The organism is Magnetospirillum sulfuroxidans (genome assembly GCF_018224925.1).
In the GTDB taxonomy this organism is placed as follows: Bacteria; Pseudomonadota; Alphaproteobacteria; order Rhodospirillales; family Magnetospirillaceae; genus Magnetospirillum; species Magnetospirillum sulfuroxidans.
Genome location: NZ_JAGTUF010000015.1, coordinates 39,110 through 63,874, shown reverse-complemented (window position 1 = coordinate 63,874; position 24,765 = coordinate 39,110). Strand labels below are relative to the sequence as shown.

The following is a 24,765-nucleotide window of genomic DNA, read 5'->3' as shown; positions in this document are numbered from 1 at the left end:
CCCCGTTTTCACGGGGCGGGCGACTATGGGGTTCGCTCATGATCCCAGGCCCTCTCCCTCGGCATAAGGATTGGCGATACCGAAGCCGGCCAAAATAGCCGTCTCCATCTGTTCCATTTCCTCGGCTTCGACCTCGTCTTCCTCGTGGTCCCAGCCCAGCAAGTGCAAGGTGCCGTGCACCACCAGATGGGCGGCGTGATGGGACAGGCTTTTGCCTTGCTCGGCCGCTTCGCGCGCGCACACGCCGAAAGCCAGAACGACATCCCCCAACAAGACCGGCGCCCCGATCACCACCGGCGCTTCGTCATCATCAAGCCCGGCGAAGGACAGCACGTTGGTCGGCTTGTCCTGGCCGCGCCAATCCCGATTGAGGTTTTGAACCGCCTGATCCGAGCTCAGCACCACGCTGATTTCCAGCATCGGCCCGTCCAGGACGCCGCCGGCCATCTGGACCGTCGCCACCGCCATGGTTCGGCACAATTCCTCGACCCCTGGCAATGCCTGGGTCCAGGCCTCGTCCTCGATGGAAATGGCGACGTCGATTTCGGCGCTGCTCAAACGGGTTCTCCCTTGCCTTGCTTGCGGTCGCGTTCGGCCCGGTCATAGGCGCGGACGATGCGGGTGACCAGATCGTGGCGCACCACGTCGCGGTCAGTGAAATTGATGAAGGATACGCCGGGAATGTCGATCAGGGTATCCAGCGCGTCGCGCAACCCCGAGCGTGTGCCCGGCGGCAAATCGGTCTGCGACAGATCGCCGGTGATAACCATGCGGGAATGCTCGCCCATCCGGGTCAGGAACATCTTCATCTGCATTGGGCTGGTGTTTTGCGCTTCGTCCAAAATAATGAACGAATTGGCCAGCGTGCGCCCGCGCATGAAGGCCAACGGCGCCACTTCGATCTCGCCCGCCGTCAATTTCTTCATCACCTGATCGCCGGGCAGCATGTCGTGCAGGGCGTCATAAAGCGGCCGCAAATAGGGATCGACCTTTTCCTTGAGATCGCCGGGCAAAAAGCCCAGACGCTCGCCCGCCTCCACCGCCGGCCGCGACAAGATGATCCGGTCGACCTCGCCGGCCAGCATCAGCGCCACGGCCTTAGCCACCGCCAGATAGGTCTTGCCGGTCCCGGCCGGCCCCAGCCCGAACACCAGCGGGCATTGGTTGAGCGCCGTGAGATAATCGGCCTGCGTCGGCGTGCGCGGGGCGATGTGGCGTTTGCGCGTGCGCAGCACCAGCTCGTCGGTATGGGGACGCGGCTCGTTCATCCGCGTGGCGGCATCGACATCAGCGGTTTCCAGATGCCCTTGGCGGCCGGCCAGGGCATAAAGATCATCCAAAACGCGAGCCGCTTCCGCCGCCGATTCCGGCGTCCCGGAAATGGACACGGAATTCCCACGCGCGTTCAAAGCCACGCCGAGCAAGCGTTCGATCCGGTCCAGATTGACGTTGTGGGGACCGAACAGCACTTGCGACAAAGCGTTGTTGGTGAACTCGCGCAGCAGGGTGGTTTGCCGGGGCGAGATGTCGCTCACGCGCGGATCCTTTCGCTGTGGATGACTTCACCCCTCAAACTGCGCGGGTGAATTTCGCTGATGCGCACATTGACCAGCTTGCCCGCCAGATGCGCGACATTGTCAACGTGCACCGGCTGCATATAGGGCGAGCGTCCGATCATCTGCCCCGGATGCTTGCCGACGCGATCCAGAACCACCGCCATTTCCAACCCCAGGCAATGGGCGTTGAACCGGTTGGTCTGGTCTTGCAACAGGTCCATCAATTCAGCCAAGCGGGCTTCCTTGACCGCTTCGTCCACCTGATGGGGCATGCCGGCGGCCGGGGTGCCGGGACGGGATGAATACTTGAAGGAATAGGTCTGAACAAAGCCAACCTGGCGGACAAGGTCCAAGGTATCGGCGAAATCAGCATCGGTTTCACCGGGGAAGCCGACGATAAAATCCGACGACAACGCCAAATCCGGCCGTGCCGCCCGCAACTTTTCCACCAGCCCGAAGTAAAAATCGCGGTCGTGGCGACGGTTCATCGCCTCCAGCATGCGGTTCGAGCCCGCCTGCACCGGCAGATGCAGGAATGGCATCAATTTCGACACCTCGCCATGGGCGGCGATCAAATCGTCATCCATGTCGCGAGGATGCGAGGTGGTGAAGCGGATCCGCTCGATTCCATCGATCTTGGCGACCTGACGGATCAGCCAGCCGAAGCTTTTGCCGTCACCGTGCCAGCCATTGACGTTTTGCCCCAGCAAGGTGATTTCGACCACCCCCTGATCGGCCAGCTTGCGCGCCTCGGCCAAGATGGCCGGCGCCGGGCGCGAATATTCGCCGCCACGGGTATAGGGGACGACGCAAAAGGTGCAGAACTTGTCACAGCCTTCCTGCACCGACAAAAACGCCGCCGGACCATCGGCACGGGCATCGGGCAGGAAATCGAATTTGGGTTCGATGGGGAATTCGGTATCAAGCACGGCGCCGCCGGCCCGCGCCGCTTGCGCCACCATTTCCGGCAAACGGTGATAGGTCTGCGGCCCCAGCACGATATCGACAAAGGGGGCGCGGCGCAGAATTTCCTCGCCCTCGGCCTGGGCGACGCAACCGGCGACGGCGATGATCAGCCCGCCATCCTTGTCCGCCTTGATCTGACGCAACCGCCCCAGTTCCGAGAACACCTTCTCGGACGCCTTTTCGCGGATATGACAGGTATTGAGGATAACCATGTCGGCATCTTCCGGCGTCTCGCCGGGGCCATAGCCCAAGGGCGCCAAAACATCCGCCATACGCGCCGAGTCGTAGACGTTCATCTGACAGCCATAAGTCTTGACGAAAAGTTTCTTGGTCAATGCCATCTGCCTGCGGCCTTTTCGCCGCCGACGCCGCCAATGCCACATTGGTCCGCGCCGAGGGAAAATCGTCCGCCATAAGGGTTAAAAGCTAACATCGCCGCCCCAGGAGTCAAGATATCCACAGGTGACACTTTCAATGCGCCAGCGGGACCGGGGCGTCCAGCCGACCGGCCAAGGCCATCACCACCCCTTGCGTCACCACATCGTGGCAATGGTTGGACAGCGCCTTGCGGTCACCGAATTCGGCCAGATTGACCACCGGATGAAAGATCACCTCGACCACCACCTCGCCCAAGCTCAAGGCGTCCAACAAATGTCCGCCCAAGGTCATGTCGCCGTACCACGCGTAAAACGGCCGCAAGGCCCGGCACAACGGCATGCCATCCAGCCGGGTATAGGCGATGGAAACCGGCTGCACCGGCAGCGGGGCATCATCGGCGCCGCGCATTTCCGCCACCGCGAACAACGAACTTTTGAACGGCAGCACCCGGTTGCCGTCGTTGGACGTTCCCTCGGGGAACAGCATCAACGAATCGCCGGCTTTCAGCCGATTGGCCAGGGCATCGCGCTCTCCCGCCGTGCCGCCGCGCTTGCGGGCGACAAAGACGGTGCGGGCGATGCGGGCAAGAAAGCCGAAGCCGGGCCAGCCCGCCACTTCCGCCTTGGCGATGAAATTGGCCTTGATGACGCTGCCCAAGACAATGATGTCAAGGTAGCTGGCGTGATTGCACACATACAGCACCGGCCCCGACACCGAAACCGGGATGCCTCGGGTCTTGACCTTAAAGCCACAGATCCGGGCGACGATGTGAAAATAGCGCTGTGTGTAGCCGATGCAGCTGTGCGGCCGCAGCGCCAGCAGCACCAGATACGGCCCCATGGCGATCAGCGTCCAGAAGACGAAGCCGAGAAAGCGGACAATGCCGACGAAACGATTGGTCATGACCGGCCCTTATTGCTGGCCCGAGACATCGCGGCCGGTACGATCATAGTGCTTGGCGTATTTGGCCGTCACCAGCTCGGTCTTGACCATGACGCAGACATCGGTGGTGTTGAACTGATGGTCGATCACCGCCCCATCGCCGACAAAGCCGCCCAAGCGCAGATAACCCTTGATCAGCGGCGGCAGCGAGGCCAAGGCGCGGCGCGGATTAAGGCTGTCCTTGTCGGCCAAATTCATGTCCACATACAGATCGGGTAAGGCACGGGGGCGGATTTCCTCGGGCGCCAGGTGGTGATGGTGCAGATAGGATAATTGCGTCGCCAGCGCCGCCGGATCGGTGCCCGGCAACGACGCGCACCCGAACATCAGTTCGATGCCGCGATCCCAGACGTAATTGGCAATGCCCGACCACATGACCTGCATGGTCGTGCCGGTGCGATAATCGACATCGACGCATGAACGGCCCAGTTCCATGAACTTGCCGCCTTTATCAAGAATCTTGGCGATATCGTATTCGCTGGCCGTATAGAACTTGCCGTGAGCTTCGCCCACTTCGCGGCGGATCAGGCGATAGGTGCCGACCACGGCGCGGCCACCACTGCCGCGGGCCGGATCAAGCACCAGCAGGTGATCGCAAATATCGTCGAAGGGATCGAAATCAGACTGCTTTGCCGCCATTTCGGCGGACGGCTTGGCCCCCATTTCTTCGTAGAAGACGCGGTAGCGCAACGCCTGGGCCGCAATGATTTCCTCATCATTGGCAGCCAACCGAACCTCAAGGCGCGAACCCCCGGCCTCGGCCCCGTTCTCCTGCGAACTCATGCATCCTCGCCTGATTGAATGGACGCCAAGGAAAAGCCCCCAGCTCCGCCTTGGCTATTTGTCGTCGGAATCGACGCTGGAAGTCAACGGAACTCCGTACAATTCCAAACGGTGGCCAACCAGACGGAAGCCATGTTGGCGGGCGATCTCGCGTTGCAACACCTCGATTTCCGGACTGGTGAACTCGATCACCCGAGCCGAATTGACGTCGATCAGATGGTCGTGATGTTCGCTCGGCGCCTCTTCGTAACGGGCGCGGCCATCGCCGAAATCATGGCGTTCAAGGATATTTTCCTCCTCGAACAGCCGCACCGTCCGGTAAACGGTGGCGATGGAGATCCGCGGATCTTGGGTGGTCGCGCGGCGATAGACCTCCTCCACGTCGGGATGATCCTCGGAATCGGAAAGGACCTTGGCGATGACCCGACGCTGGTCGGTCATCTTCATGCCCTTGTCGATGCAACGCTGCTCAATACGCGAAACCATGGCGGCCCTTGGTCAGGTTCATTCGGGGCAGATCATAAACTAAAGGCGCCGCAAGCGAAATCCCTGCGGCGCCCACAAAAAAATTATGGCGATGATCAGGCGCGGCGAACCGGCCGCTTGCGCGGCTTGGTGCCCAGACCGATCTTCTTGGCCAAGGACGAACGATGCGCGGCATAATTGGGGGCGACCATCGGATAATCGGCCGGCAGACCCCAGCGCTCGCGGTATTCTTCCGGGCTCATGTTATAGGCGGTCTTGAGATGACGCTTCAGCATCTTCAGCTTCTTGCCGTCTTCCAGGCAGATGATGTAATCGGGGTTGACCGACTTCTTCACCGGCACCGCCGGCTGCGGGCGCTCGGGCGCCACCGGCGCACTGCCGACGGAAGCCAGGGTGCGAAAAACCTCGTTGATCAGCTGCGGCAAATCACTGACTGCCACGGTATTATTGGCGACATGCGCCGCCACGATTTCCGTGGTCAGGGACAAAAGGTCGCTGGTGTTCGAACGCTCCGACATTTAAGAGCATGCCTCCGGTTAAGACGAGTGGGCCTTATATAGTTCCTTATTATTCCGCTCGCAATATCCAATAGCAACAATCTAAGTGGCGTAAAACGCATGACTGAACAATTCAACTACTGCCTTGACATAACTAACGACGTCTGCCCGATGACCTTCGTCCGCGCTAAATTGCTGATCGAAAAAATGACCGCTGGTCAGGTGGCCGAAATCAGGCTGCAAGGCACGGAACCTTTGACCAACGTCCCCAAATCACTGGCGGAACTAGGCCATGAAATTGTCAGCATTCAAGCCGAAGACGGCGACGCCGCCCACGGCCCGCATCGGCTGGTGGTTCGCAAGAAATAAGCGCCGGCAGCGGCTCTTGACTTCCGTCAAGAACTCAAAGGCCTATGCGGCTTTTTAAGCCTTATTCAAAGCGGTCAAGATTCCGTGGCCACAATTACGGCGTGCCGAACAGATCGCGGGTCACTTGGCCGAGCAGGCGGCGAAAGCGCGGATCATGGGGACCGCCGACCTTGGCAACCCAGCCCTGCACCGACGACAACAGGCCGGATTGATCGCAAAACGCCGCCAGGACGGTGATCTTGTCGCCAGGATCGGCGGCGGCGGCGGTGGCGATGACCCCGGCGCAAAGATCGCGCGGATCGGCATTGGCCGGCGGATTAAAGACCAAGACGACGCGGAAATCGGGTTTGCCCGCCTGGTCGCGGCGCGCCGTGAACGCCAGTTGCCGGCCGACCAATTGATTGGTCATGGCCGCCGCCGCCGCATCCGCCACCCCTTCGGCGGCGGCGAAGGGGTGGCCGTGAACATCCAGCCACAGCGCCCCCGAGGCGCTGGCATGCACCATGGAACTCCACGCCGCCGCGCTGCGCCACCCGCCGGGAACAGTGGCCGGACCGTCCTCGCACGCCGAGGTCAAAGCCGCAATCACCGCCGCCCCTGCTGAAATCAAACGCTTGAACATGAAATCATCCTCTCGGGGACGCAAAGTTGATACGCACCGCCCAAAACTATACTCTGGGTATCACTGATGGTTGATCTCCCCAAGTTCAGTTGCGCACATCGGGTCAAGCCTGTATGTTTGCTGAACGCGTTATAAACAGTGATGCGTCACGACCCGGAACCCCAATGTAAAGGGCTGGCCCGAGGATGTTAAGGCTAGACGACACCAAGGCCCGCGTTCTGGTCATCGACGCCAGCGCCCATATGCGTCGCCTCGTCATCACCCTGATGACCGCCGTGGGCGTCCGCTTCTGCGAGGAAGCCCGCACCACCATCCAGGCGGCGACGATGATTCTCAAGAATCTGCCCGATCTGATCGTCATCGATCTGAGCGGCGACGCCACCGAGGCCTTGTTGTTCGTCCATCGGCTACGGCGAGGCGAATTCGGCGACCGCCACACCCCGGTTCTCGGCATTTCCTCCAGCGGGCACCACGCCATGCTGGAATTAGCGTGGGAATCCGGCGTCGATGAGATGATCGGCAAACCCATCTCAGCCATTGAAGTCATCCAGCGGGCCGGGGCCTTGCTGGCGGAAAGCGCCCGTCGCGGCGGCGCCGCGCGCTCCGCGGCGGAATAAGATCATGACCGACAGCGTCGACAAGGATGATTCCGTCGATCTGTCTCCCGATGCCTTGGCCCGAGCCGAAGCCGCCCTGGCCCGACTGAGCGATGATTATCTGCGCTGGGTCGAAGCCGATTTGGCCGCCGCCCAAGCCTGTCTCGACAGCGGTGATCTTTCCCGCTTGTACACCATCGTCCACGACATCAAGGGTCAGGCGGCCACCTTCGGCTATCCGTTGGTCACCGCCATCGGCACCCGTCTTTGCCAGATGCTGCACGCCCCTTCGCCCCCGCAAAGCGGCATTTTCCGCCTCTTGCACTCCATGCAAACCGTCATCAGCCACCGCCTGACCGACGATGGGGGGGCACAAGGGCGCGAATTACTGAAACGGCTGGATTGATCGTACCGGCAAACCCCCCATACTATTAAGGCGATTCGTCTTGATGGGATTATCCAATGACCGCCTTGCGTTTGTGTACTCCGCTGGCCGCCGCCATGCTTTTGGCCGCCACCGTGGCTTTGCCGGCCTGGGGGCAAAGCGTGCCGACCTCGCGGCCGCAACTCCAGCAATCCTTTTCCCCGGTGGTCAAGCAAACCGCGCCGGCGGTGGTCAACATCTACACCAAGCGCGTGGTGCGAACCGCCACCTCGCCGCTGCTCAACGATCCGTTCTTCCGGCGCTTCTTCGGTGATTCCCTGCCCCAGGGGATGACGCAAGAGCGGGTGCAAAACAGCCTGGGCTCGGGCGTCATCGTCACCCATGACGGCACGGTGGTGACCAACCACCACGTGGTCAAGGGCGCCGACGAGGTCACCGTGGTGCTGTCCGACCGCCGCGAATTCGAGGCCCGCATCGTCGGCTCGGATGAACGCAGCGACATCGCCGTCCTGAAAATCGAGCCGGGCAAGGAATCCCTGCCGGTCCTGCCCATGGGCGATTCCGACGCCTTGGAAGTGGGCGATCTGGTCATCGCCATCGGCAATCCCTTTGGCGTCGGCCAGACGGTGACCAGCGGCATCGTTTCCGCCCTGGCCCGCACCAATATCGGCATCACCGATTACCGTTCCTTCATCCAAACCGACGCCGCCATCAATCCCGGCAATTCCGGCGGCGCCCTGGTCGACATGAATGGCCAGTTGATCGGCATCAACAGCGCCATCTTCTCGAAAGGCGGCGGTTCCAACGGGATCGGCTTCGCCATTCCCACCTCGTTGGTCCGCACGGTCCTGGCCAGCATCAAGGAAAGCGGCAAGGTGATCCGGCCATGGCTGGGGGCGTCGGGGCAGGCGGTGACCAACGAACTGGCCCAGGCCATCGGTCTGGCCCGACCGGTGGGCATCTTGATCAACAACATCCACAAGGACGGCCCGGCCGCCCGCGCCGGCTTGAAATCCGGCGACGTCATCACCGCCATCAACGAGCGCGAGGTCGATGACCCCGAGGGCATGCGCTTTCGTTTGGCCACCTTGGGGCCGGGGGCGGATGCCCGGCTGACGCTGTTGCGTGACGGGGCCGAACGGGTGCTGGCCGTCCACCTGATCGCGCCGCCGGAAACCCCGGCACGCGACGTGACCGAAGTTGGCGGCGCCAATCCCTTTACCGGTTCGGTGATCGCCAACCTCAACCCGGCCCTGGCCGAGGAAATCGGCCTTAACAGCACGGCCGCCGGCGTGGTGGTGCTGAAGATCAAGCGCGGCTCCATCGCCCATCGTCTGCGCATCGAACCCGGCGACATCGTCTTGCGGATCAACGACATCCCCGTCGCCTCCGTCGCCGATGCCCGCAAGGCCTTATCTGTCAACGCCCAATCCTGGGTGCTGACGATTGAACGCGATGGCGAGAAAATGAGTTTGCAGGTGGGCGGTTGAGCTCTTTATTCGAGCGTCCGCAAGATCGTCCCCTGGCCGACCGGATGCGGCCGGCCGGGTTGGAGCAGGTGGTCGGACAAGACCACCTGATCGGCCCCGAGGGTCCATTGGGGCGCATGCTCGCCGCCGGACGACTGACCAGCAGCATCTTGTGGGGACCACCCGGCTGTGGCAAGACCACCATCGCCCGCCTGCTGGCGGCGCGCACCGATTTGCATTTCGAGCCCCTGAGTGCGGTTTTTTCCGGCGTCGCCGATCTGCGCAAGGTGTTCGACGCCGCCGCCAAGCGCAAGGAAACCGGACGCGGCACGCTTTTGTTCGTCGATGAAATTCATCGCTTCAACCGCGCCCAGCAAGACGGATTCCTGCCCTTTGTCGAAAACGGCACCGTGGTGCTGGTGGGCGCCACCACCGAAAACCCAAGCTTCGAACTGAACGGGGCGTTGCTGTCGCGCTGTCAGGTGTTGGTGCTGCGACGTCTTGACGACGACGCCTTGGACGCCCTGATTGATCGAGCCGAAACCGAGCTGGGCCGCACGCTGCCGCTGACCACCGATTCACGCGCGGCCTTGAAGGCCATGGCCGATGGCGATGGCCGCTATTTCCTTAATCTGATCGAGGCATTGTCGATCCTGCCGGCCGAACCGGCGCTCGACGCCGCCGCCCTGGCCAAGGTGGTGCAGCAACGCGCCCCCGCCTATGACAAGGACCGCGAAGGCCATTACAACCTGATCAGCGCCTTGCATAAATCCCTGCGCGGGTCCGACACCGACGCCGCGCTGTATTGGATGGCCCGCATGCTGGAAGGCGGCGAAGATCCCTTGTACATCTGCCGCCGGCTGACCCGCTTCGCCGTCGAGGATATCGGTCTGGCCGACCCCAACGCCGCCGTCCAGGCGCTGACCGCCTGGGATATCTATGAACGTCTGGGCAGTCCCGAAGGCGAATTGGCCCTGGCCCAATTGGTGGTTTATCTCGGCACCGCGCCCAAATCCAACGCCGCCCATACCGCCTATAAGGCGGCGCGCAAATCGGCCAAGGAGACCGGCAGCTTGATGCCGCCCATGCACATCTTGAACGCGCCGACGCGGATGATGAAGGATCTGGGCTACAACGCCGGCTATCAATACGACCACGACACCGCCGAGGGCTTTTCCGGGCAAAACTATTTCCCCGACGGCATGAACCGGCGGCGCTTCTACGACCCGCCAGAGCGCGGCTTTGAACGCGAGGTGAAAAAGCGTCTGGACTATTGGGATCGGCTGCGCGCCAAAAAGCAGGATGGTCAGGGGTAGCCTGACGCCTTGGCCGCAAGCAACCGCCATCATTTTAGCATTATTCCAAATTACCTAAACCACTGTAATAACCTGATTCTTAACGAGTTTACATGCCTTTTTAGAATTACTCGATTTGTGAAGAATAATTCAGGCTGCGCATGATCGGAGGGTTGAAATCGTACGTCCTTTAGGGGGATTTTTCCCATGCGCTCTTTATTCCCGATTGCCCTTGCAATCACCATGACGGCTTCCGCCGCCTTCGCCGCCGACGAGCCGATCCAGCCGATCGCGGCCGCCAAGATCGCCAACCCGGCCATGGCCGAACTGGGCAAGAAGCTGTTTTTCGATCCGCGCCTGTCCAAGTCGGGCTTCATTTCGTGTAATTCGTGCCACAACCTGTCCATGGGGGGGACCGACAACCTCAAGACCTCCATTGGTCACAACTGGAACAAGGGGCCGATCAACGCCCCCACCGTGCTCAATTCCAGCTTGAACCTGGCCCAATTCTGGGACGGCCGCGCCCTGACCCTGCAAGACCAGGCTGGCGGCCCCATCGCCAATCCGGGCGAGATGGCTTCGACCCACACCCTGGCGCTGTCGGTGCTGCAATCGATCCCCGCCTATGTGGCCGAGTACAAGAAGGTGTTCAATTCGGACAAGATCACCGTCGATGGCGTCACCAAGGCCATTGCCACCTTCGAAGAAACCCTGGTCACCCCCAATGCCCGCTTTGACAAATGGCTGAAGGGCGACAAGAAGGCCCTGACCGCCACTGAACTGGCCGGCTATGAATTGTTCAAGGATTCTGGCTGCACCGCCTGCCATAACGGCGCCGCCGCCGGTGGCAACACCTATCAGAAGATGGGCGTGGTCGAGCCCTACACCGCCTCCAGCCCGGCCGAAGGCCGCGTTGCCGTCACCAAGGATGAAGCCGACCGCTTCTTCTTCAAGGTGCCGACGCTGCGAAATGTCGAACTGACCTATCCCTACTTCCACGACGGCGCCGCAACCACCTTGTCCAGCGCCGTGGACACCATGGGCCGCATTCAGTTGGGCAAGAAATTCTCGGCCGAGGAAAACGGCAAGATCGTCGCCTTCCTCAAGACCCTGACCGGCGATCAGCCCGCTTTCATGCTGCCGATCCTGCCGCCGTCCAACGATTCAACCCCGCAGCCCAAGCCCTTCGACTGATCCGTCGGGTGGGGCGGGTGATGCCGGCCAACATTCTTGGCCGGTATCTGCCTGCCATTATGGCTGGGGCCGGACGACAATAATGTCGTCCGGCCCCAGTGTTTCAGCAAAGGGGATGCGGGCTGTGCGGAAATGGGTGCTGATCGGTCTGGCCGGCATATTCGCCGGAATAATCGGCTGGGGCGGTTTCAACACCGCGCTTGAAGCCACCAACCAGATGGCGTTTTGCATCTCGTGTCACGAAATGCGCGATACCGTTTATGGCGAGTATCAGCAATCGTCCCATTTCCTCAACCCCTCCGGAATCCGCGCCACCTGCGCCGATTGCCATGTGCCGCGCGATTGGTCGCACAAACTGATCCGCAAGATGCAAGCCAGCGGCGAAGTGTTTCATTGGGCCATCGGCTCCATCGACAGCCCGGAAAAGTTCGAAGCCAAGCGCCACACCTTGGCTGTACGGGAATGGGACCGCATGCGGGCCGGCGATTCGCAAGAATGCCGCAACTGCCATTCCTTCGAGGCCATGGCCTTTCATAAACAATCCATCAAAGCCGCCCGCGCCATGCGCGACGCGGCCAAGGACGGCAAGACCTGTATCGATTGCCATAAGGCGATCGCCCACAAGATGCCGGACGTCACCGCCCATCACCGCCGCATGTTCACCGCCCTGTCAGCCATTGCGGCAAAGACACTCCCCGCGGTTGGCGACGTGGTCACCGGGGTGGAAAGCCGGCCGCTTTCTCCAACCCCGCATGCCCCATCAGAGGGACAGTTGATGGCCGGGCACGCTGTCCGGGTGGTGGATGTGGCGGAAGGCTTCGTCAAGATCGACATCGGCGGCTGGCGCCGCGATGGCACCCAAAGCGTTCTCTATGCCCGTCAAGGCAAACGCATCACCTTGGCCATTCTGGAAGAACCGGCCCTGGCGCGATTGCGTCCCGGCCGCGAGGTCGAAGACGCCGATACCGGCCAAACCTGGACCGAAACGCATTTGCAAGCCTGGGTTCCAGCCGGCGGATTTCTGCGTGATCCCCAGCCGCTTTGGGATTACGCCGACCGCATGGCCGAGGATAATTGCACCTTGTGCCATGTCCGTCGCCCGGCCGCGGCTTATCTGGCCAATGATTGGGTCGGCCATATGAATTCCATGAAGCGGCTGACGCCGCTCAGCGACGCCGAGGCCGGCTTGTTGCTGACCGATCTTCAACGTCAAGCCAAGGATGGAGAGAAGTAACGCCAAATCCCCGTGGGTGAAAACTCATGGTGAAATTCATCGGGATTTGGTTAGGCCCACGGGGCCGGGCGGCTTATGCCGCACACCCCATCATCATTCCCCCAATGCGGGAATGATGATGGGCGCAAGACGCGCCAAATTCAGCTATGCGGAAGCCGACGCAAGCGGATAACCACCTCCACCGCTTCGATCATCATGCCCGGCGGCGGCTCGGGCAAGCCGGCGATCAGCGGCTGCGGATCGGGGATATCCTCGATGCGGCCGGTCCGAGCATCATAGAAATGATGATGTTCCTTGGTGTTGGTGCAGAAAAAATGACGATCCCCACAGCCGACTCGACGCAGTAAATCCGCCTCGGAAAAATGGTTGAGGGTGTTGTAGACCGTGGCCAGGGAAAATTCATGGCCCGCATCGACCAGTTCCTGATGAAAGGATTCCGGCGTCAGATGGCGGTGACCCCCGTCAAGGATAGCGCGCAAAATGGTCATTCTCGGTGTGGTCGGACGGATACCGGCCTCACGCAGCATATTTTGTTCTGGTGCTTGATGGCGGACAAGCATGGATCGAAACCTCCCACCAAAGGGGATGCCCGTGTGGCTGGGCATAGGGCGATGGTACGTCCGTAACATGGAATCATTCAAGGTAAGATGGGCCTTATTGGAATGGTTCCAAGATAAACTATAATCGTTTTTATCGATTAGTTTTAAATTTTAATCCATTTCACCGATCACCCGCCTCTCCGTATCATCAGCCCCAGGAAATACCGGGACAGGAGAGAGGCCATGATCAAGATGATGAAGATGACCAGCCAGCTGAGCTTGCATCTGGTCGTCGCCGTGGCCGTCACCTATGCCTTGACCGGATCCCTGGCCCTGGGAGGGCTGATCGCACTGATCGAACCGGTGTGCAACGTCGTCGCCAGCCACCTGCACGACAAGGCTTGGGCCAAGCTGGGGCCCCGGATCAGCGTCGGCTGAAGAAAGTCCCGAGGCCGTCTCCGCCCTCGGGACAATCTTCTTCCCGCTCACCCTTTGCAAGGACCCGCGCGGGCAGGATCAAGTATTGTCCACCACTTCGGAATCGGGGCCATTGGCCTTCACCGAATTAATCCCGGTTTCCATGCCTTGCTCGCTTTCATAGGCCTGGCTGGTTCCGATAATCTCGTGATTGCCGGCCTTGAGAACAAAGCGATGTTTGCCGCCGGCGGCAGCAAGGCGGTCATAGCGAGCGTCAAGGGCGCTATTTACACGAACGGATTCGATGCCCTTCTTCGCCCCCGCCTTTTCTTTGTAGGTCTCGCTGGTCAGGATTTTTTCTCCGTTCCCAGCCTTCAAATTGAAAAAGAACTCGCCGTTCTTTGCCGTCTCGATCACGTATTTTCCCATCACCCGCTCCATTTCTATCCCATGTGGCCATTCCACATAGGACATATGATACAGATGATGGCGGCACCAGAAAGTTGTATTTCATCGCGCCCACAGCAAAAACCCCGGAGCATGATCGCTCCGGGGTTTTTGCTTTCGCGCTTTCGTCCGCAATCATCCCGGCCAAAACCGGGATGATTCAGGCCGATTTCAGGCGAATTCGATGATCTTTTGATCCACCGCCAACGATTCACCCGGCTGGGCGTGAATCTTGCCGATGGTGCCATCGCGTTCAGCCTTGAGGATGTTTTCCATCTTCATGGCTTCGACCACGGCCAAAGCCTCGCCGGCCTTGACTTCCTGACCTTCCACCACCTCGACCGCGCGCAGCAGGCCGGGCATGGGCGACAGCAGGTACTTGGACATATCCGGCGGCGCCTTGAACGGCATCAGCTTGTTCAAAATTGCCGCCTGACGGGTGAGGACGATGGCCTTCACCCGGCTGCCCGCATGGGCCAAGGTATAGGACACGCCGTCGCGATCGACCTGAACGCAAACGTTGCGGCCTTCGATGGTGCCCCGGAACAGGGGCTGGCCGATCTGCCAGTCGGTCTTGACGCTGACCGCCTCGCCGCCGATGACCACGGCAAAGCCGCCTTCGGCCGGCCGGGTTTCGACGTCATGGTATTGACCGTTGAGCACCACCGTCCACTGAACCGGCACCTTCATCTCGTGACCGGGGAACTGCCCGCTCACCTTGATGTTACGGGCGCTGATGGCCGCCTTGACCGCCGCCGCCACGGCGATCAGCACGGTCGGATCATCGGCCGGCAGATCGTTGGCGTGGAAGCCGTTGGCATATTCCTCGGCGATGAAATTGGTGGTGATGTTGCCCTTAACGAATCGATCCTTGCTCATCAGCGAGGCCAGGAACGGAATGTTGTGCGACAGGCCACGGATGTAATAGGCGTCGAGCGCGTCGCGCATGTGATTGATGGCGGCGTCGCGGGTCGGACCATAGGTGATCAGCTTGGCGATCATCGGATCGTAGAACATGCTGATCTCGCCGCCTTCATAGACGCCGGTATCGACGCGCACCTGCGGGCTTTCGGCCGGCGGCTGGTAGCGGGTCAGACGACCGGTCGAAGGCAGGAAGTTGCGGAACGGGTCCTCGGCGTAAACGCGGGCTTCCATGGCCCACCCGTTCAGCTTCACCTGTTCTTGGGTGATCGGCAGCTTTTCGCCGGCGGCGACCTTGATCATCAGCTCGACCAGATCAAGGCCGGTGATCATTTCGGTCACCGGATGCTCGACCTGCAAGCGGGTGTTCATTTCCAGGAAATAGAACTCGCCGGTGGCGCCGCCGACGATGAATTCGACGGTCCCGGCCGATTTGTACTGCACCGACTTGGCCAAGGCACAGGCTTGTTCGCCCATGGCCTTGCGCATTTCCGGGCTGAGGAAGGGCGACGGCGCTTCTTCGATCACCTTTTGGTGACGCCGCTGGATCGAGCATTCGCGCTCGCCCAGATAGATGGTGTTGCCGAAGCTGTCGGCCAGGACCTGGATTTCGATGTGGCGCGGCTGTTCGATGAACTTTTCGATGAAGACGCGATCATCGGCAAAGGACGACTTGGCTTCGTTGGTGGCCGAGACAAAACCCTCGCGGGCTTCGGCTTCGTTCCACGCCAGACGCATGCCCTTGCCGCCGCCGCCGGCGGAGGCCTTGATCATCACCGGATAGCCGATCTCGCCGGCGATCTTGACCGCATGCTCGGCATCGGTGATGACATCCATGTGGCCGGGAACGGTGTTGACGCCGGCTTGGCGGGCCAGCTTCTTCGACTCGATCTTGTCGCCCATGCAGAAAATGGCATGGCCATCGGGACCGATGAAGGCGATGCCGGCAGCCGCCAGCTTCTCTTGGAACTCGCGCTTTTCCGACAGGAAGCCATAGCCGGGATGCACCGCCTGGGCGCCGGTCTTCTGGCAGGCTTCGACGATCTTGTCGGCCAGCAGATAGGACTGGGCCGAAGGCGGCGGGCCCAGATGCACGGCTTCGTCAGCCATCTGCACATGCAGCGCATCCTTGTCGGCGTCGGAATACACCGCCACCGTCTTGATGCCCATTTTCTTGGCGGTCTTGATGACACGACAAGCGATTTCGCCGCGATTGGCGATCAGAATCTTGGTGAACATGCGGGGTCCCCCCATCACAGCGGAATGTTGCCGTGCTTGCGCACCGGCCGTTCCAGCTTCTTGTCCTTCAGCATGGCCAGCGAGCGGCAAATGCGCTTCCTGGTCGAGTGCGGCATGATGACGTCATCGATGAAGCCACGATGGCCGGCAATGAAGGGATTGGCGAATTTCTGCCGATATTCCTCGGTGCGCGCGGCGATCTTGTCGGCATCGCCGATGTCTTGGCGGAAGATGATCTCCACCGCGCCCTTGGGTCCCATCACCGCGATTTCGGCCGTCGGCCAAGCGAAGTTGACGTCGCCCTTCAGGTGCTTCGAGCTCATCACGTCGTACGCGCCGCCATAGGCCTTGCGGGTGATGACGGTGATCTTGGGCACCGTGCACTCGGCATAGGCGTACAGCAGCTTGGCGCCGTGCTTGATGATGCCGCCGTATTCCTGGGCGGTGCCGGGCAGGAAGCCGGGCACATCGACGAAGGTCACCACCGGAATGTTGAAGGCATCGCAAAAGCGGACGAAGCGGGCCGCCTTGATCGACGAATCGATATCCAGACAACCGGCCAACACCATGGGCTGGTTGGCGACGATACCGACGGTCGAGCCTTCCATGCGGGCGAAACCGACGATGATATTGCCGGCATAGCCGGGCTGAACCTCGAAGAAATCGCCTTCATCGACGACTTTGAGGATCAGTTCCTTCATGTCGTAGGGCTTGTTGGTGTTGTCGGGGATCAGGGTATCGAGGCTCATTTCCTTGCGTTCGGGGCCATCAGCGGTGGGACGCACCGGCGGCTTTTCACGGTTGGAACTGGGCAGGAAATCCATGAAGCGGCGCAGTTGCAGCAACGCCTCGACGTCATTTTCAAAGGCCAGATCGGCGACGCCCGATTTGGTCGAATGGGTGATGGCGCCGCCCAGTTCCTCGGCGGTGACCGTCTCGTGCGTCACCGTCTTGACCACGTCGGGACCGGTCACGAACATATACGAGCTGTCCTTGACCATGAAGATGTAGTCGGTCATGGCCGGGCTGTACACGGCGCCGCCGGCGCACGGGCCCATGATCATGGAAATCTGCGGCACCACGCCCGAAGCATCGACGTTCCTTTGGAACACTTCGGCATAGCCGGCCAAGCTGGCGACGCCTTCCTGGATACGGGCGCCGCCCGAATCGTTCAGGCCAATCACCGGAGCGCCGACCTGGACCGCCTTGTCCATGATCTTGCAGATCTTTTCGGCATGGGCTTCCGACAGCGAGCCGCCGAACACGGTGAAATCCTGGGAGAACACGAACACCAAGCGGCCGTTGATGGTGCCGTAACCGGTCACCACGCCATCGCCGGGGATGGATTGCTGGTCCATGCCGAAATCGGTGCAGCGATGTTCCTTGAACATATCCCATTCTTCGAACGAGTCGGGATCAAGCAACAATTCGATGCGTTCGCGGGCGCTCAGCTTGCCCTTGGCATGTTGCGAAGCGATACGCTTTTCCCCCCCACCCAAACGGGCGCGGTTTCGCTTTTCTTCCAATTGACGAATGATTTCCTGCATCCGATTCCCCCTGGTGTCCCGCCCCGAAAGCGCGTTTCGCTTTCGGGATTGACGGGCCACCCAACTTGATTGAACTGCGCGGCCACGCCGCACCGGTATCAGGGCTTCGCCGTTCGGCGTCGATGGGGTCAGTAAAGCCCCCACCCTTATGGTCAGGGAAGTGCAGATACCATTCCCACGACTGTCATGCCACCGAAAAAACACGGCCCACGAATACCAAATTATTTACCGCAAAGCGGCAGAAAACTGCCGAATTAGCCGCCACGGCCGAAATCAGGCGCTGCCGCAAGATTATTACCGGTAAGTGGAAGGTTTTCAGCCCTCGGATCGCGAGAATTTAGGCCGTCCGGGAATCCGTCGCATTCCAAGGGTTGAATGATGCCCCTCTCAAAACAGATTCATCCCCATTGAATGATCTACCTTTAATTGATAAATCTGAATACCAGACTCACGGAGCTGTATTCGGTCATGCGCATCACCCTTATAACTTTTATTTTTCTAGCGCTGACCCATACCGCGACAGCCGACACCTCCCATACGGCCACACCCAAAGCCGGGGGATGCTCTTTGCCTGAATACGATGACTATGTCAGAAAAATAGTGAATGCAGCAGTCAAGGAAGAAAAAGATCACAACAACACTACTCGAATGAATGAAATAAGAATGCTCGCAAAGCGCTCTATATCTTTTAATGTGATACCAACACCGACACGAGCTTCTTTTGGTAATTTTTTCATTTTAGACTTAAGAATTGAAAATAATCTTCCAGTTTCTATCGGAATTGACCCCAAAAAAATATCAATTAAACTTCCAGTCAATTCTACAACAAATAATAATGAAGAATTCATCAGCACAAAAGGCGTTCAACACAGCGCCAATAGTGACAACACTTGCGCCAGTGATGACACGGAACAAATTATATTATCAACCGGCCACGATGCTGTCTTGCGATGGAAGTGCTCTCCGAAAATATCCATCCCAGAATATCTAATTGACCGGCCGGAAATGGAGCAAAGCGTTAAAATTGATGGCACCGTCAATATGTTGACAAATGAAAGTAACGCAACTGATAGTCAAAATAATAAAGAAAACACAAAAAATCCGTTAACCTACCCATTCTCCTTTACCCACAAAATAAAATTTGAAACACCTCTCGTTTGGACATTTGTCGGCGCGATCTTCGGCGGCATTTTGTCGATAGTATGGCAGTTTTTTCATGAAGATATAGAACACAAAATCGAAAATTTGCCGCTGAATAAACGTATTGCCATGTCAATAGCCAGAAGAAAAATAGGGTACTATGTCTTGAAAAAATTCGTTGTCCTATCCTTTGCCGTGCTCTTAGTTTTGCTAATTGATATGTCGAGCAGCGGATTTCTATTTGTGAACATAAAGTTGTTTGGCATTTTCGGCGCGGCTCTTGCTGGATTTTTGATATGCCAGATGTTGCGCGATTCAAACCTTGAAAAAGTCAAACACTTATTCGGCGGCAACTAATCTAAACAAGCGACAACAAATCCGCCGCCGCCTGAATATCGCGCAGCAATTCGGCCCGGCGGTCGGCGGCTTCGTAATCGTCGCCCCACAATGCCATCTGATAGGCTTCGTCCAGATTAGAGGCGGTGAAACATTCCTCGCCGCTCAGCCGCCCCTCGGTCAGGGCCAGGGCCAGCACCAACGAGCCCGAGGCGGAACACGCCGCCTGCGCCACCGTCAGCCGCCAGAGGTCATAGCCATCAAGCCGGGCGCGCAAGGCGGTCAGCGCCGCCGCCGGCTGGTCGATGGCGATCACCCCGGTGGTGACACGCAGGCCGGCGGCCAGATGCGCCTGGCTCCAATCCAGCAACGGCTGCCACTCTCGCGTCTGTAACGCCACCAGATCGGACGGAGATTCGGCCCGATAGCACAACAGATCGGTGGCGGCATAGGCAACCATCTGGTCGACGATCACCGCCCGTTCCGGCCCCACCCGATCCAGTGCGGTGCTGGCCAATTGGGTCAGCGGCATGGAATACGGCTTGATTTCACCGTCTTGCGCATCCCATTCGGCGGCGATGGCCCAGGCCAGTTTTTCGCTGGGGACTTGCAGCGCGCGGCCCGCCGGGGTTTTGACGCCGCGCCCATCCAATTGCACGGCGAAGCCGGCATCGCTGGCGGCGATGCCGGCCTGTTTATGGAAGCGCTTTATGGTCTTACCCAGCATGGCCCCGATCCTCGTGGCGAAAGAAAGCTGCCGAAATACGGCAAAATCAGCGTCCGAACAAGCTTTCCAACACGCCGCCGCCGCCCTTGGCCGTCGGCGCCGCCTTGCCCATGGCTAAGGCCGTCCGGCAGGGATTGTCGTCCGCCATGACTTTATCCATCAACAATTCGCCCAAGAGCGACAGACCGGCGGTGGCCGCCGCCGCCCCCACCGACAAGGCGGCGCGTGCCGTTCCCATTTCATCCACCGACAGACTGGGGGACATCAGGGTTCCGCGCAGACGGGTCAGTCCGGCGAATTGCCCCCCCACCGACAGCCCCAACCCTTCCTTGGCGCGCGGGGTGAAGCCCAAGTCCAGGCTTTCATCGTGTAAGCTGATGGTGCCGGCTCCGACCACGTCGATGCCTTCGGTCTGAACCGCGATGCCTTTATCGGTGGCGGCCAAACCGTTCTTGACCCTGAAATTGACGATGGCGCAGCTCATCTGGGTGGTCTCGCGCGATTTTGCCAACGGGTTCAAAATAGCCAGAACATGGCTGATCACATCGCCGCCGGCCCAACTGAAAGCCTGGTTATTCACCTGCCCGGGGCCAAGGTTCAGCACCGCCGAGCCATTGGCGCTGGCCATCAGCGCCCGCAGATCGCCGCCATTGCCTTTCAACGCCAGCTTCAGATCGCCGATGCCGCCACTCAACAGATCGCTGCCGGCATCGTGCGCCGCCTTACCGAAATTCACCCCGGTGGCGGTCATCTGCAACGAAACCACCGGCCGCGCTGGCCGGGCCTCGACGGTCAGCCCGCCCTCGACCGCGCCGCCGGCAAAAGCGGCGTGAAAGGCCGGAACGGTCAGGGTGGAATTTTGTAAAATCGCCTCGGCCGTGACCGCGTTCAACGTCACCGTCGACAGCACCAGCTTTTCCAGCTTCAGTCCGATCTCGGCGTCGTAAGCGCGCAACAGATCCACCGGCACCGCCGCCGCCGGAATGACCCGGCCGCCATCGACCGCGGCGGTGGGTTTGCCCAAAAAATCACTCACATTCAGCTGCGGTGCGGCTAAATCAGCCTTAAGCCTTGGCCGTTTGCCGGAATAAAGCGTGATGTCGCCGGTCACATCGCTGGACCCGGCGTGAAGCTTAAGGTCGGATGCCGCCCACATGTCCTTGCCATCGCGCAAGGTGACGCCCAACCGCAAGGGTCCCATGGACGGCAAGTCATGGCCAAGGACCCGGCCCAGACGGGCCAGATCATCGGTTTCAGCCTGAACCGAAACCTCGATGCCAGCCAAGCCGACCACATCCCTGACCGCCCCCTTGACGCTGGCGAACATGACGTCGCGACGCCCGGCGCTGGCATCAAGATCACTGATCCCGATCACCCCGCCGCCATCGCCAAGACGGGCGGACAGCCGCATCGGCCCCATGGAACCATTGCCCGCCCCCTGCAAACCGGTCAAGCGCAGCAGATCGCCCATTTCATCGGTCTGAAAGCTGACTTTCAGGTCTAACCCGGCAAAGTCGGCCAAATTGCCGATGGCGCCATCCACGGCGATAATGATCCCCGGTGCGGAACCTTTCAGCGTCACCGGCCAAGGCTTTCCAGCCAAGGCCGCGGCCAGATTGCCGATCTTACCGGTGAATTCAAAATTCTTGCCGATGGCATCGCCGACCACCGAAACACCAACCGCCCCCGCGTTGCCTTGTTCCGGCATCAGCGCCAATTTATGCACCCCGATGGTGGTCTGTCGGCCGCCATCGTCGCGCCACGTCACCTTGGCGTTCTTGATCTTCAATTCGCGCAGATTGAAGCGGGTCGGCGTGCCGGTAACCTGAGGCTTGCCGGTGTCGGCCAAGCGCCAATTGCCCTTTTCCAGCAAGATATGGGGGGATGAAAGGATCAGCCGCTGAATCAGGATTTCCTTGCGCAGCAAAGCCGGCAGGGCCACCTCGGCCTCGATGCGCTCGATCGTGATCATCTCGGGACGAGAGCCGCCCGCCACGTTGGACAAGGTGATATTTTCCGCGATCAGCGACGGCACCAGCCCCAGGCGCAACTTGACCGGCCCGCCAAACGTCAGTTTGCGGCCCGTCTCGGCTTCGACCAGATCGGCGACATAGCCCTTGTAGGTGTCGAAATCGATGGCTTTGGTGGCGGCGATCAGCGCCACGGTGACCGCGACCGCCCCGGCGGCGACCAGCTTGACGGCGAAACTCAAGCGCATGGGGGTTTTCCGATCAACGACGCGGCGATATCCGCCAGATTTTCGAAGCTATCAACCACCAGGGCAGCCCCGGCCTCATGCAATTCCTCCAGGCCATGATAGCCCCACGACACCCCCAGCCCGGCAACCTTGGCCGATCGGGCCATCTGCATGTCATAAGCGGTGTCGCCGATCATCACCATGCGAGACACATCCACCCCGGTTTCGGCGGCGGCGCGCAGCAGCATGCCGGGATTGGGTTTGCCCGGATTGTCGTCGGCGGTCTGGATGGTGACAAAGCGCCCATGCAGGGCGTGACTGTCGAGCATGGAATGCACCCCGCGCAGGGACTTTCCGGTGGCCAACCCCAACAGCCAGCCGGCGGCCTCCATCTCCTCCAGCGCCGCGCGGACGCCGGGGAACAAGGGTTCCTCGCGTTCGGGCAGCAAGCGCAGGGCACGAAAGGCTTCCTTATAGGATTCAGCCACCGCCCGATGCAGATTGCCCGGCGCCCACGGCAGCAAAACCTGACAGGCTTCCACCAATGACAAGCCGATGATGCGGCGCACGTCGGCGGGATCGGGGACGCCAAGCTCCATATGAGCCCAGGCCTCGGTCATGGCGGTGACGATATTGTGTTCGGAATCGATGAGGGTTCCGTCCACGTCGAAAACGACTATGCGTAATTCGTCCAAGGCAAGAAGACTCTACGATTATTACCCCAGCGTGACCGGTTGATCACGATTGGCAAGTATTTCGTCCGCTGTCGGCCGGGGTCAAGAAAAACGTGACGTCATCAGCCTTTGGCCTTTGATTTCCAAGTGGCTTGCTGAAATGGACGGCACGGAAAGATGAGAGCTTTTTTCCGTCTCGGCGACTTTGGCCTCTCCCTGGGGGAAATCCGCGGGTGTTGTTGACGGCGCACGGCCCGTGCGACGATCCCTTGAGAAGATTGCCAACCTTGCGGACCCGCTCGGCTGACGCGTAGTATCAACCACGCCGCAACCTTTGTCGCCGTGGGAAAGGATGGTCTGCATGACGGCCGCCACCGATGGGGACACGAACGACGCAAGCGCCCCTCCCAATCTTGGAACGGTCGTCTCGGTGCGTGGCAGCGTCGTCGATGCACGGTTCGAGACTCGGCTCCCCCCGATTAATTCGCTCCTGCGCGCCGGGACCGACCAGGCCATCATCATCGAGGTTGTCGCTGATGGTCCGATCCGGACAGGCAGTCCAGGACGCGGCGCAAAGCTTGGCCGACGATGATCGTACGACGCTCATCCACATCGCCCGCACGGCGCTGATGGCGTTCTTGCCGGAATCGGATCATCCCACGAAATCCTGGGCAATCTCCGTCCATAAAAGGAAAAGCATCATGCAAATCCAGATCAATACCGGCCACCACATCGACAGCGACCAAGCTCTGATCACTTGGATCAGCGAGGTGGTGAAAAAAGCCGTTGACCGGCAAAGCGATCAGATCACCCGGATTGAAGTCCACCTGCGCGATGAAAGCGCCGGCAAGGGCGGGCAAAGCGACATCCATTGCACCATGGAAGCGCGCCTCAGAGGGCATCAGCCCTTGGCCATCACGCATGAGGCGGCGACACTTGGTCTTGCGGTCAAAGGCGGCGCCGATAAATTGGCCCGGCTGCTCGAGAACACGCTGGGACAATTGCGCGATCAAGATCCCCGCCGGGTCGGTGATTGAGGATGGCTGCCGTGCTACAGGATATTTTGCACCGCCGCGGCGGTTAGAGTAAGGTCCGCCATTATCTTTCACGGAGTTCCCGCAACCATGCGTTTCGGTTTCCTTGCTTTTGCCGCAACCCTGGCAGTCACGGTCCCCGCTTTTGCTCAAACCGCCGCCGAGCAACCGGCCCCTGCCGCCCAGCCGCAAAATGCCGCCCAGCGCTTCGAGGCTTATGCCACCTCGGAGGGCTACAAAAAAGCCATCGGTCAGATGGCGGTGATGGGCGCAAGCGTTTCCAATCCGGCCTGCAAAGACCAAAAGGCCATGAATCGGGCCGAGTTGATCTTTTACGCCTATCCGCAATTCGACCAGGGACTGCATCCGGTCAGCGGGATTTGGCAGGACCGGATCCGCATGGATAGCTGCGGCAAGACCGCCTATCAGAATATCCTGATGGAGGCTCAGCCCAGCGCTCAGCCCAAGATTGCCCTGATGATGCCAGGCCTGAGCGCGGCCACGCCGCCGACGCAGAATCTGGTGCTCAAGGACGTGATTGGCGGATTAGCGGCGAAGAAATGCACCGATGTCAGCCAGATCATCCCGTTCGACACCGTCGTCAGCAAGGAAACCAAGCCGCGCAAGGTCAACCCCAAGGGGGTGTTGATCGAGGGCGCCTGGCAGGAAGTCTGGACCTTCCAAGCCTGTGGCAAGACCGTCAAGGCCACCGTCGATTTCACCGCCAACGGCAAGGGCGGCATGACCCACAAGGTCAAGCTGTAAGACCGGCCGC

At 60.2% G+C, this 24,765-nt stretch carries 27 protein-coding genes; 11 read left to right on the top strand and 16 right to left on the bottom strand.

Features of this window, described 5'->3' with window-relative positions; translation table 11 throughout:
- Positions 1–36 precede the first annotated feature (36 nt).
- The 7 genes from ybeY to KEC16_RS14555 form a co-directional block, all read right to left on the bottom strand.
- Positions 37–558 carry an rRNA maturation RNase YbeY gene (ybeY, locus tag KEC16_RS14585; RefSeq protein ID WP_249209208.1) on the bottom strand — a complete coding sequence of 174 codons (522 nt, stop codon included), beginning with the start codon at positions 556–558 and terminating at the stop codon, positions 37–39.
- Positions 555–1,535 carry a PhoH family protein gene (locus KEC16_RS14580; RefSeq protein ID WP_428846062.1) on the bottom strand — a complete coding sequence of 327 codons (981 nt, stop codon included), beginning with the start codon at positions 1,533–1,535 and terminating at the stop codon, positions 555–557. Before KEC16_RS14580 ends, ybeY begins: the two co-directional genes overlap by 4 nt.
- Positions 1,532–2,857, bottom strand: a complete 1,326-nt coding sequence (gene miaB, locus KEC16_RS14575; RefSeq protein ID WP_211550207.1) for a tRNA (N6-isopentenyl adenosine(37)-C2)-methylthiotransferase MiaB — start codon at positions 2,855–2,857, stop codon at positions 1,532–1,534. Before miaB ends, KEC16_RS14580 begins: the two co-directional genes overlap by 4 nt.
- Before the next feature lie 136 nt (positions 2,858–2,993).
- Positions 2,994–3,803, bottom strand: a complete 810-nt coding sequence (locus KEC16_RS14570; protein ID WP_211550205.1) for a lysophospholipid acyltransferase family protein — start codon at positions 3,801–3,803, stop codon at positions 2,994–2,996.
- 9 nt (positions 3,804–3,812) lie between these two features.
- Positions 3,813–4,625: a GNAT family N-acetyltransferase gene (locus KEC16_RS14565; RefSeq protein WP_211550203.1), complete on the bottom strand. Its 813-nt coding sequence runs from the start codon at positions 4,623–4,625 to the stop codon at positions 3,813–3,815.
- A gap of 54 nt (positions 4,626–4,679) precedes the next feature.
- Entirely contained in the window at positions 4,680–5,111 is a 432-nt protein-coding gene (locus KEC16_RS14560; protein WP_211550201.1) for a Fur family transcriptional regulator, read from the bottom strand.
- Positions 5,112–5,206: 95 nt separating this feature from the next.
- Entirely contained in the window at positions 5,207–5,629 is a 423-nt protein-coding gene (locus KEC16_RS14555) for a Ros/MucR family transcriptional regulator (protein ID WP_211550199.1), read from the bottom strand.
- A 99-nt stretch (positions 5,630–5,728) separates the two neighbouring features.
- Here KEC16_RS14555 and KEC16_RS14550 point away from each other — a divergent pair, with 99 nt between their 5' ends.
- Complete coding sequence (locus KEC16_RS14550) at positions 5,729–5,977, top strand: sulfurtransferase TusA family protein (protein ID WP_211550197.1); 249 nt, start codon at positions 5,729–5,731, stop codon at positions 5,975–5,977.
- A gap of 94 nt (positions 5,978–6,071) precedes the next feature.
- Here KEC16_RS14550 and KEC16_RS14545 read toward each other — a convergent pair whose 3' ends face one another.
- The gene (locus KEC16_RS14545) at positions 6,072–6,599 is read right to left on the bottom strand and encodes a hypothetical protein (protein WP_211550195.1); all 528 of its coding nucleotides are present in this window, start codon (positions 6,597–6,599) and stop codon (positions 6,072–6,074) included.
- Positions 6,600–6,784: 185 nt separating this feature from the next.
- Here KEC16_RS14545 and KEC16_RS14540 point away from each other — a divergent pair, with 185 nt between their 5' ends.
- The 6 genes from KEC16_RS14540 to KEC16_RS14515 all read left to right on the top strand — a co-directional run bounded on the left by KEC16_RS14540 (position 6,785) and on the right by KEC16_RS14515 (position 12,772).
- Entirely contained in the window at positions 6,785–7,216 is a 432-nt protein-coding gene (locus KEC16_RS14540; protein ID WP_211550193.1) for a response regulator, read from the top strand.
- A 4-nt stretch (positions 7,217–7,220) separates the two neighbouring features.
- Entirely contained in the window at positions 7,221–7,601 is a 381-nt protein-coding gene (locus tag KEC16_RS14535; RefSeq protein WP_211550191.1) for an Hpt domain-containing protein, read from the top strand.
- 56 nt (positions 7,602–7,657) lie between these two features.
- Positions 7,658–9,070 carry a DegQ family serine endoprotease gene (locus tag KEC16_RS14530; protein ID WP_211550189.1) on the top strand — a complete coding sequence of 471 codons (1,413 nt, stop codon included), beginning with the start codon at positions 7,658–7,660 and terminating at the stop codon, positions 9,068–9,070.
- A 44-nt stretch (positions 9,071–9,114) separates the two neighbouring features.
- Positions 9,115–10,365: a replication-associated recombination protein A gene (locus KEC16_RS14525; RefSeq protein WP_211550272.1), complete on the top strand. Its 1,251-nt coding sequence runs from the start codon at positions 9,115–9,117 to the stop codon at positions 10,363–10,365.
- A 186-nt stretch (positions 10,366–10,551) separates the two neighbouring features.
- A complete protein-coding gene (locus tag KEC16_RS14520; RefSeq protein WP_211550187.1) occupies positions 10,552–11,538 on the top strand; it encodes a cytochrome-c peroxidase in 987 nt (328 codons plus the stop codon).
- A gap of 124 nt (positions 11,539–11,662) precedes the next feature.
- Positions 11,663–12,772 carry a NapC/NirT family cytochrome c gene (locus tag KEC16_RS14515; protein WP_346344094.1) on the top strand — a complete coding sequence of 370 codons (1,110 nt, stop codon included), beginning with the start codon at positions 11,663–11,665 and terminating at the stop codon, positions 12,770–12,772.
- Between the two features lie 140 nt (positions 12,773–12,912).
- Here the strand turns inward: KEC16_RS14515 and KEC16_RS14510 are convergent, their stop codons facing one another.
- Positions 12,913–13,299, bottom strand: coding sequence for a Fur family transcriptional regulator (locus KEC16_RS14510; protein ID WP_283091925.1), 387 nt, complete (start codon positions 13,297–13,299; stop codon positions 12,913–12,915).
- Positions 13,300–13,554: 255 nt separating this feature from the next.
- Between KEC16_RS14510 and KEC16_RS14505 the strand changes: the two genes are divergently transcribed.
- Entirely contained in the window at positions 13,555–13,749 is a 195-nt protein-coding gene (locus KEC16_RS14505) for a DUF2061 domain-containing protein (RefSeq protein WP_211550181.1), read from the top strand.
- A 78-nt stretch (positions 13,750–13,827) separates the two neighbouring features.
- Here KEC16_RS14505 and KEC16_RS14500 read toward each other — a convergent pair whose 3' ends face one another.
- From KEC16_RS14500 to KEC16_RS14490, 3 genes are all read right to left on the bottom strand, one after another.
- A complete protein-coding gene (locus tag KEC16_RS14500) occupies positions 13,828–14,169 on the bottom strand; it encodes a YegP family protein (RefSeq protein WP_211550179.1) in 342 nt (113 codons plus the stop codon).
- A 177-nt stretch (positions 14,170–14,346) separates the two neighbouring features.
- Positions 14,347–16,335: an acetyl-CoA carboxylase biotin carboxylase subunit gene (locus KEC16_RS14495; RefSeq protein WP_211550177.1), complete on the bottom strand. Its 1,989-nt coding sequence runs from the start codon at positions 16,333–16,335 to the stop codon at positions 14,347–14,349.
- Positions 16,336–16,349: 14 nt separating this feature from the next.
- Positions 16,350–17,882 (bottom strand): acyl-CoA carboxylase subunit beta, encoded by a 1,533-nt coding sequence (locus KEC16_RS14490; protein WP_211550175.1) that lies wholly within the window; start codon positions 17,880–17,882, stop codon positions 16,350–16,352.
- 468 nt (positions 17,883–18,350) lie between these two features.
- Here KEC16_RS14490 and KEC16_RS14485 point away from each other — a divergent pair, with 468 nt between their 5' ends.
- Positions 18,351–19,379, top strand: coding sequence for a hypothetical protein (locus KEC16_RS14485; RefSeq protein WP_211550173.1), 1,029 nt, complete (start codon positions 18,351–18,353; stop codon positions 19,377–19,379).
- 1 nt (position 19,380) lies between these two features.
- Here the strand turns inward: KEC16_RS14485 and KEC16_RS14480 are convergent, their stop codons facing one another.
- The 4 genes from KEC16_RS14480 to KEC16_RS14465 all read right to left on the bottom strand — a co-directional run bounded on the left by KEC16_RS14480 (position 19,381) and on the right by KEC16_RS14465 (position 23,319).
- A complete protein-coding gene (locus tag KEC16_RS14480; RefSeq protein ID WP_211550171.1) occupies positions 19,381–20,085 on the bottom strand; it encodes an ATP12 family chaperone protein in 705 nt (234 codons plus the stop codon).
- Positions 20,086–20,131: 46 nt separating this feature from the next.
- Complete coding sequence (locus KEC16_RS14475; protein WP_211550169.1) at positions 20,132–22,303, bottom strand: AsmA family protein; 2,172 nt, start codon at positions 22,301–22,303, stop codon at positions 20,132–20,134.
- A complete protein-coding gene (locus tag KEC16_RS14470; protein ID WP_211550167.1) occupies positions 22,294–22,977 on the bottom strand; it encodes an HAD family hydrolase in 684 nt (227 codons plus the stop codon). The genes KEC16_RS14475 and KEC16_RS14470 overlap by 10 nt, the downstream gene beginning before the upstream one ends.
- Positions 22,978–23,058: 81 nt before the next feature.
- Positions 23,059–23,319, bottom strand: a complete 261-nt coding sequence (locus tag KEC16_RS14465) for a hypothetical protein (RefSeq protein WP_211550164.1) — start codon at positions 23,317–23,319, stop codon at positions 23,059–23,061.
- 71 nt (positions 23,320–23,390) lie between these two features.
- On the opposite strand from KEC16_RS14465, the gene KEC16_RS14460 reads away from it, so the two are divergent.
- Positions 23,391–23,993, top strand: a complete 603-nt coding sequence (locus tag KEC16_RS14460; RefSeq protein ID WP_211550161.1) for an HPF/RaiA family ribosome-associated protein — start codon at positions 23,391–23,393, stop codon at positions 23,991–23,993.
- Positions 23,994–24,080: 87 nt separating this feature from the next.
- A complete protein-coding gene (locus KEC16_RS14455; RefSeq protein WP_211550159.1) occupies positions 24,081–24,755 on the top strand; it encodes a hypothetical protein in 675 nt (224 codons plus the stop codon).
- Positions 24,756–24,765 lie beyond the last annotated feature (10 nt).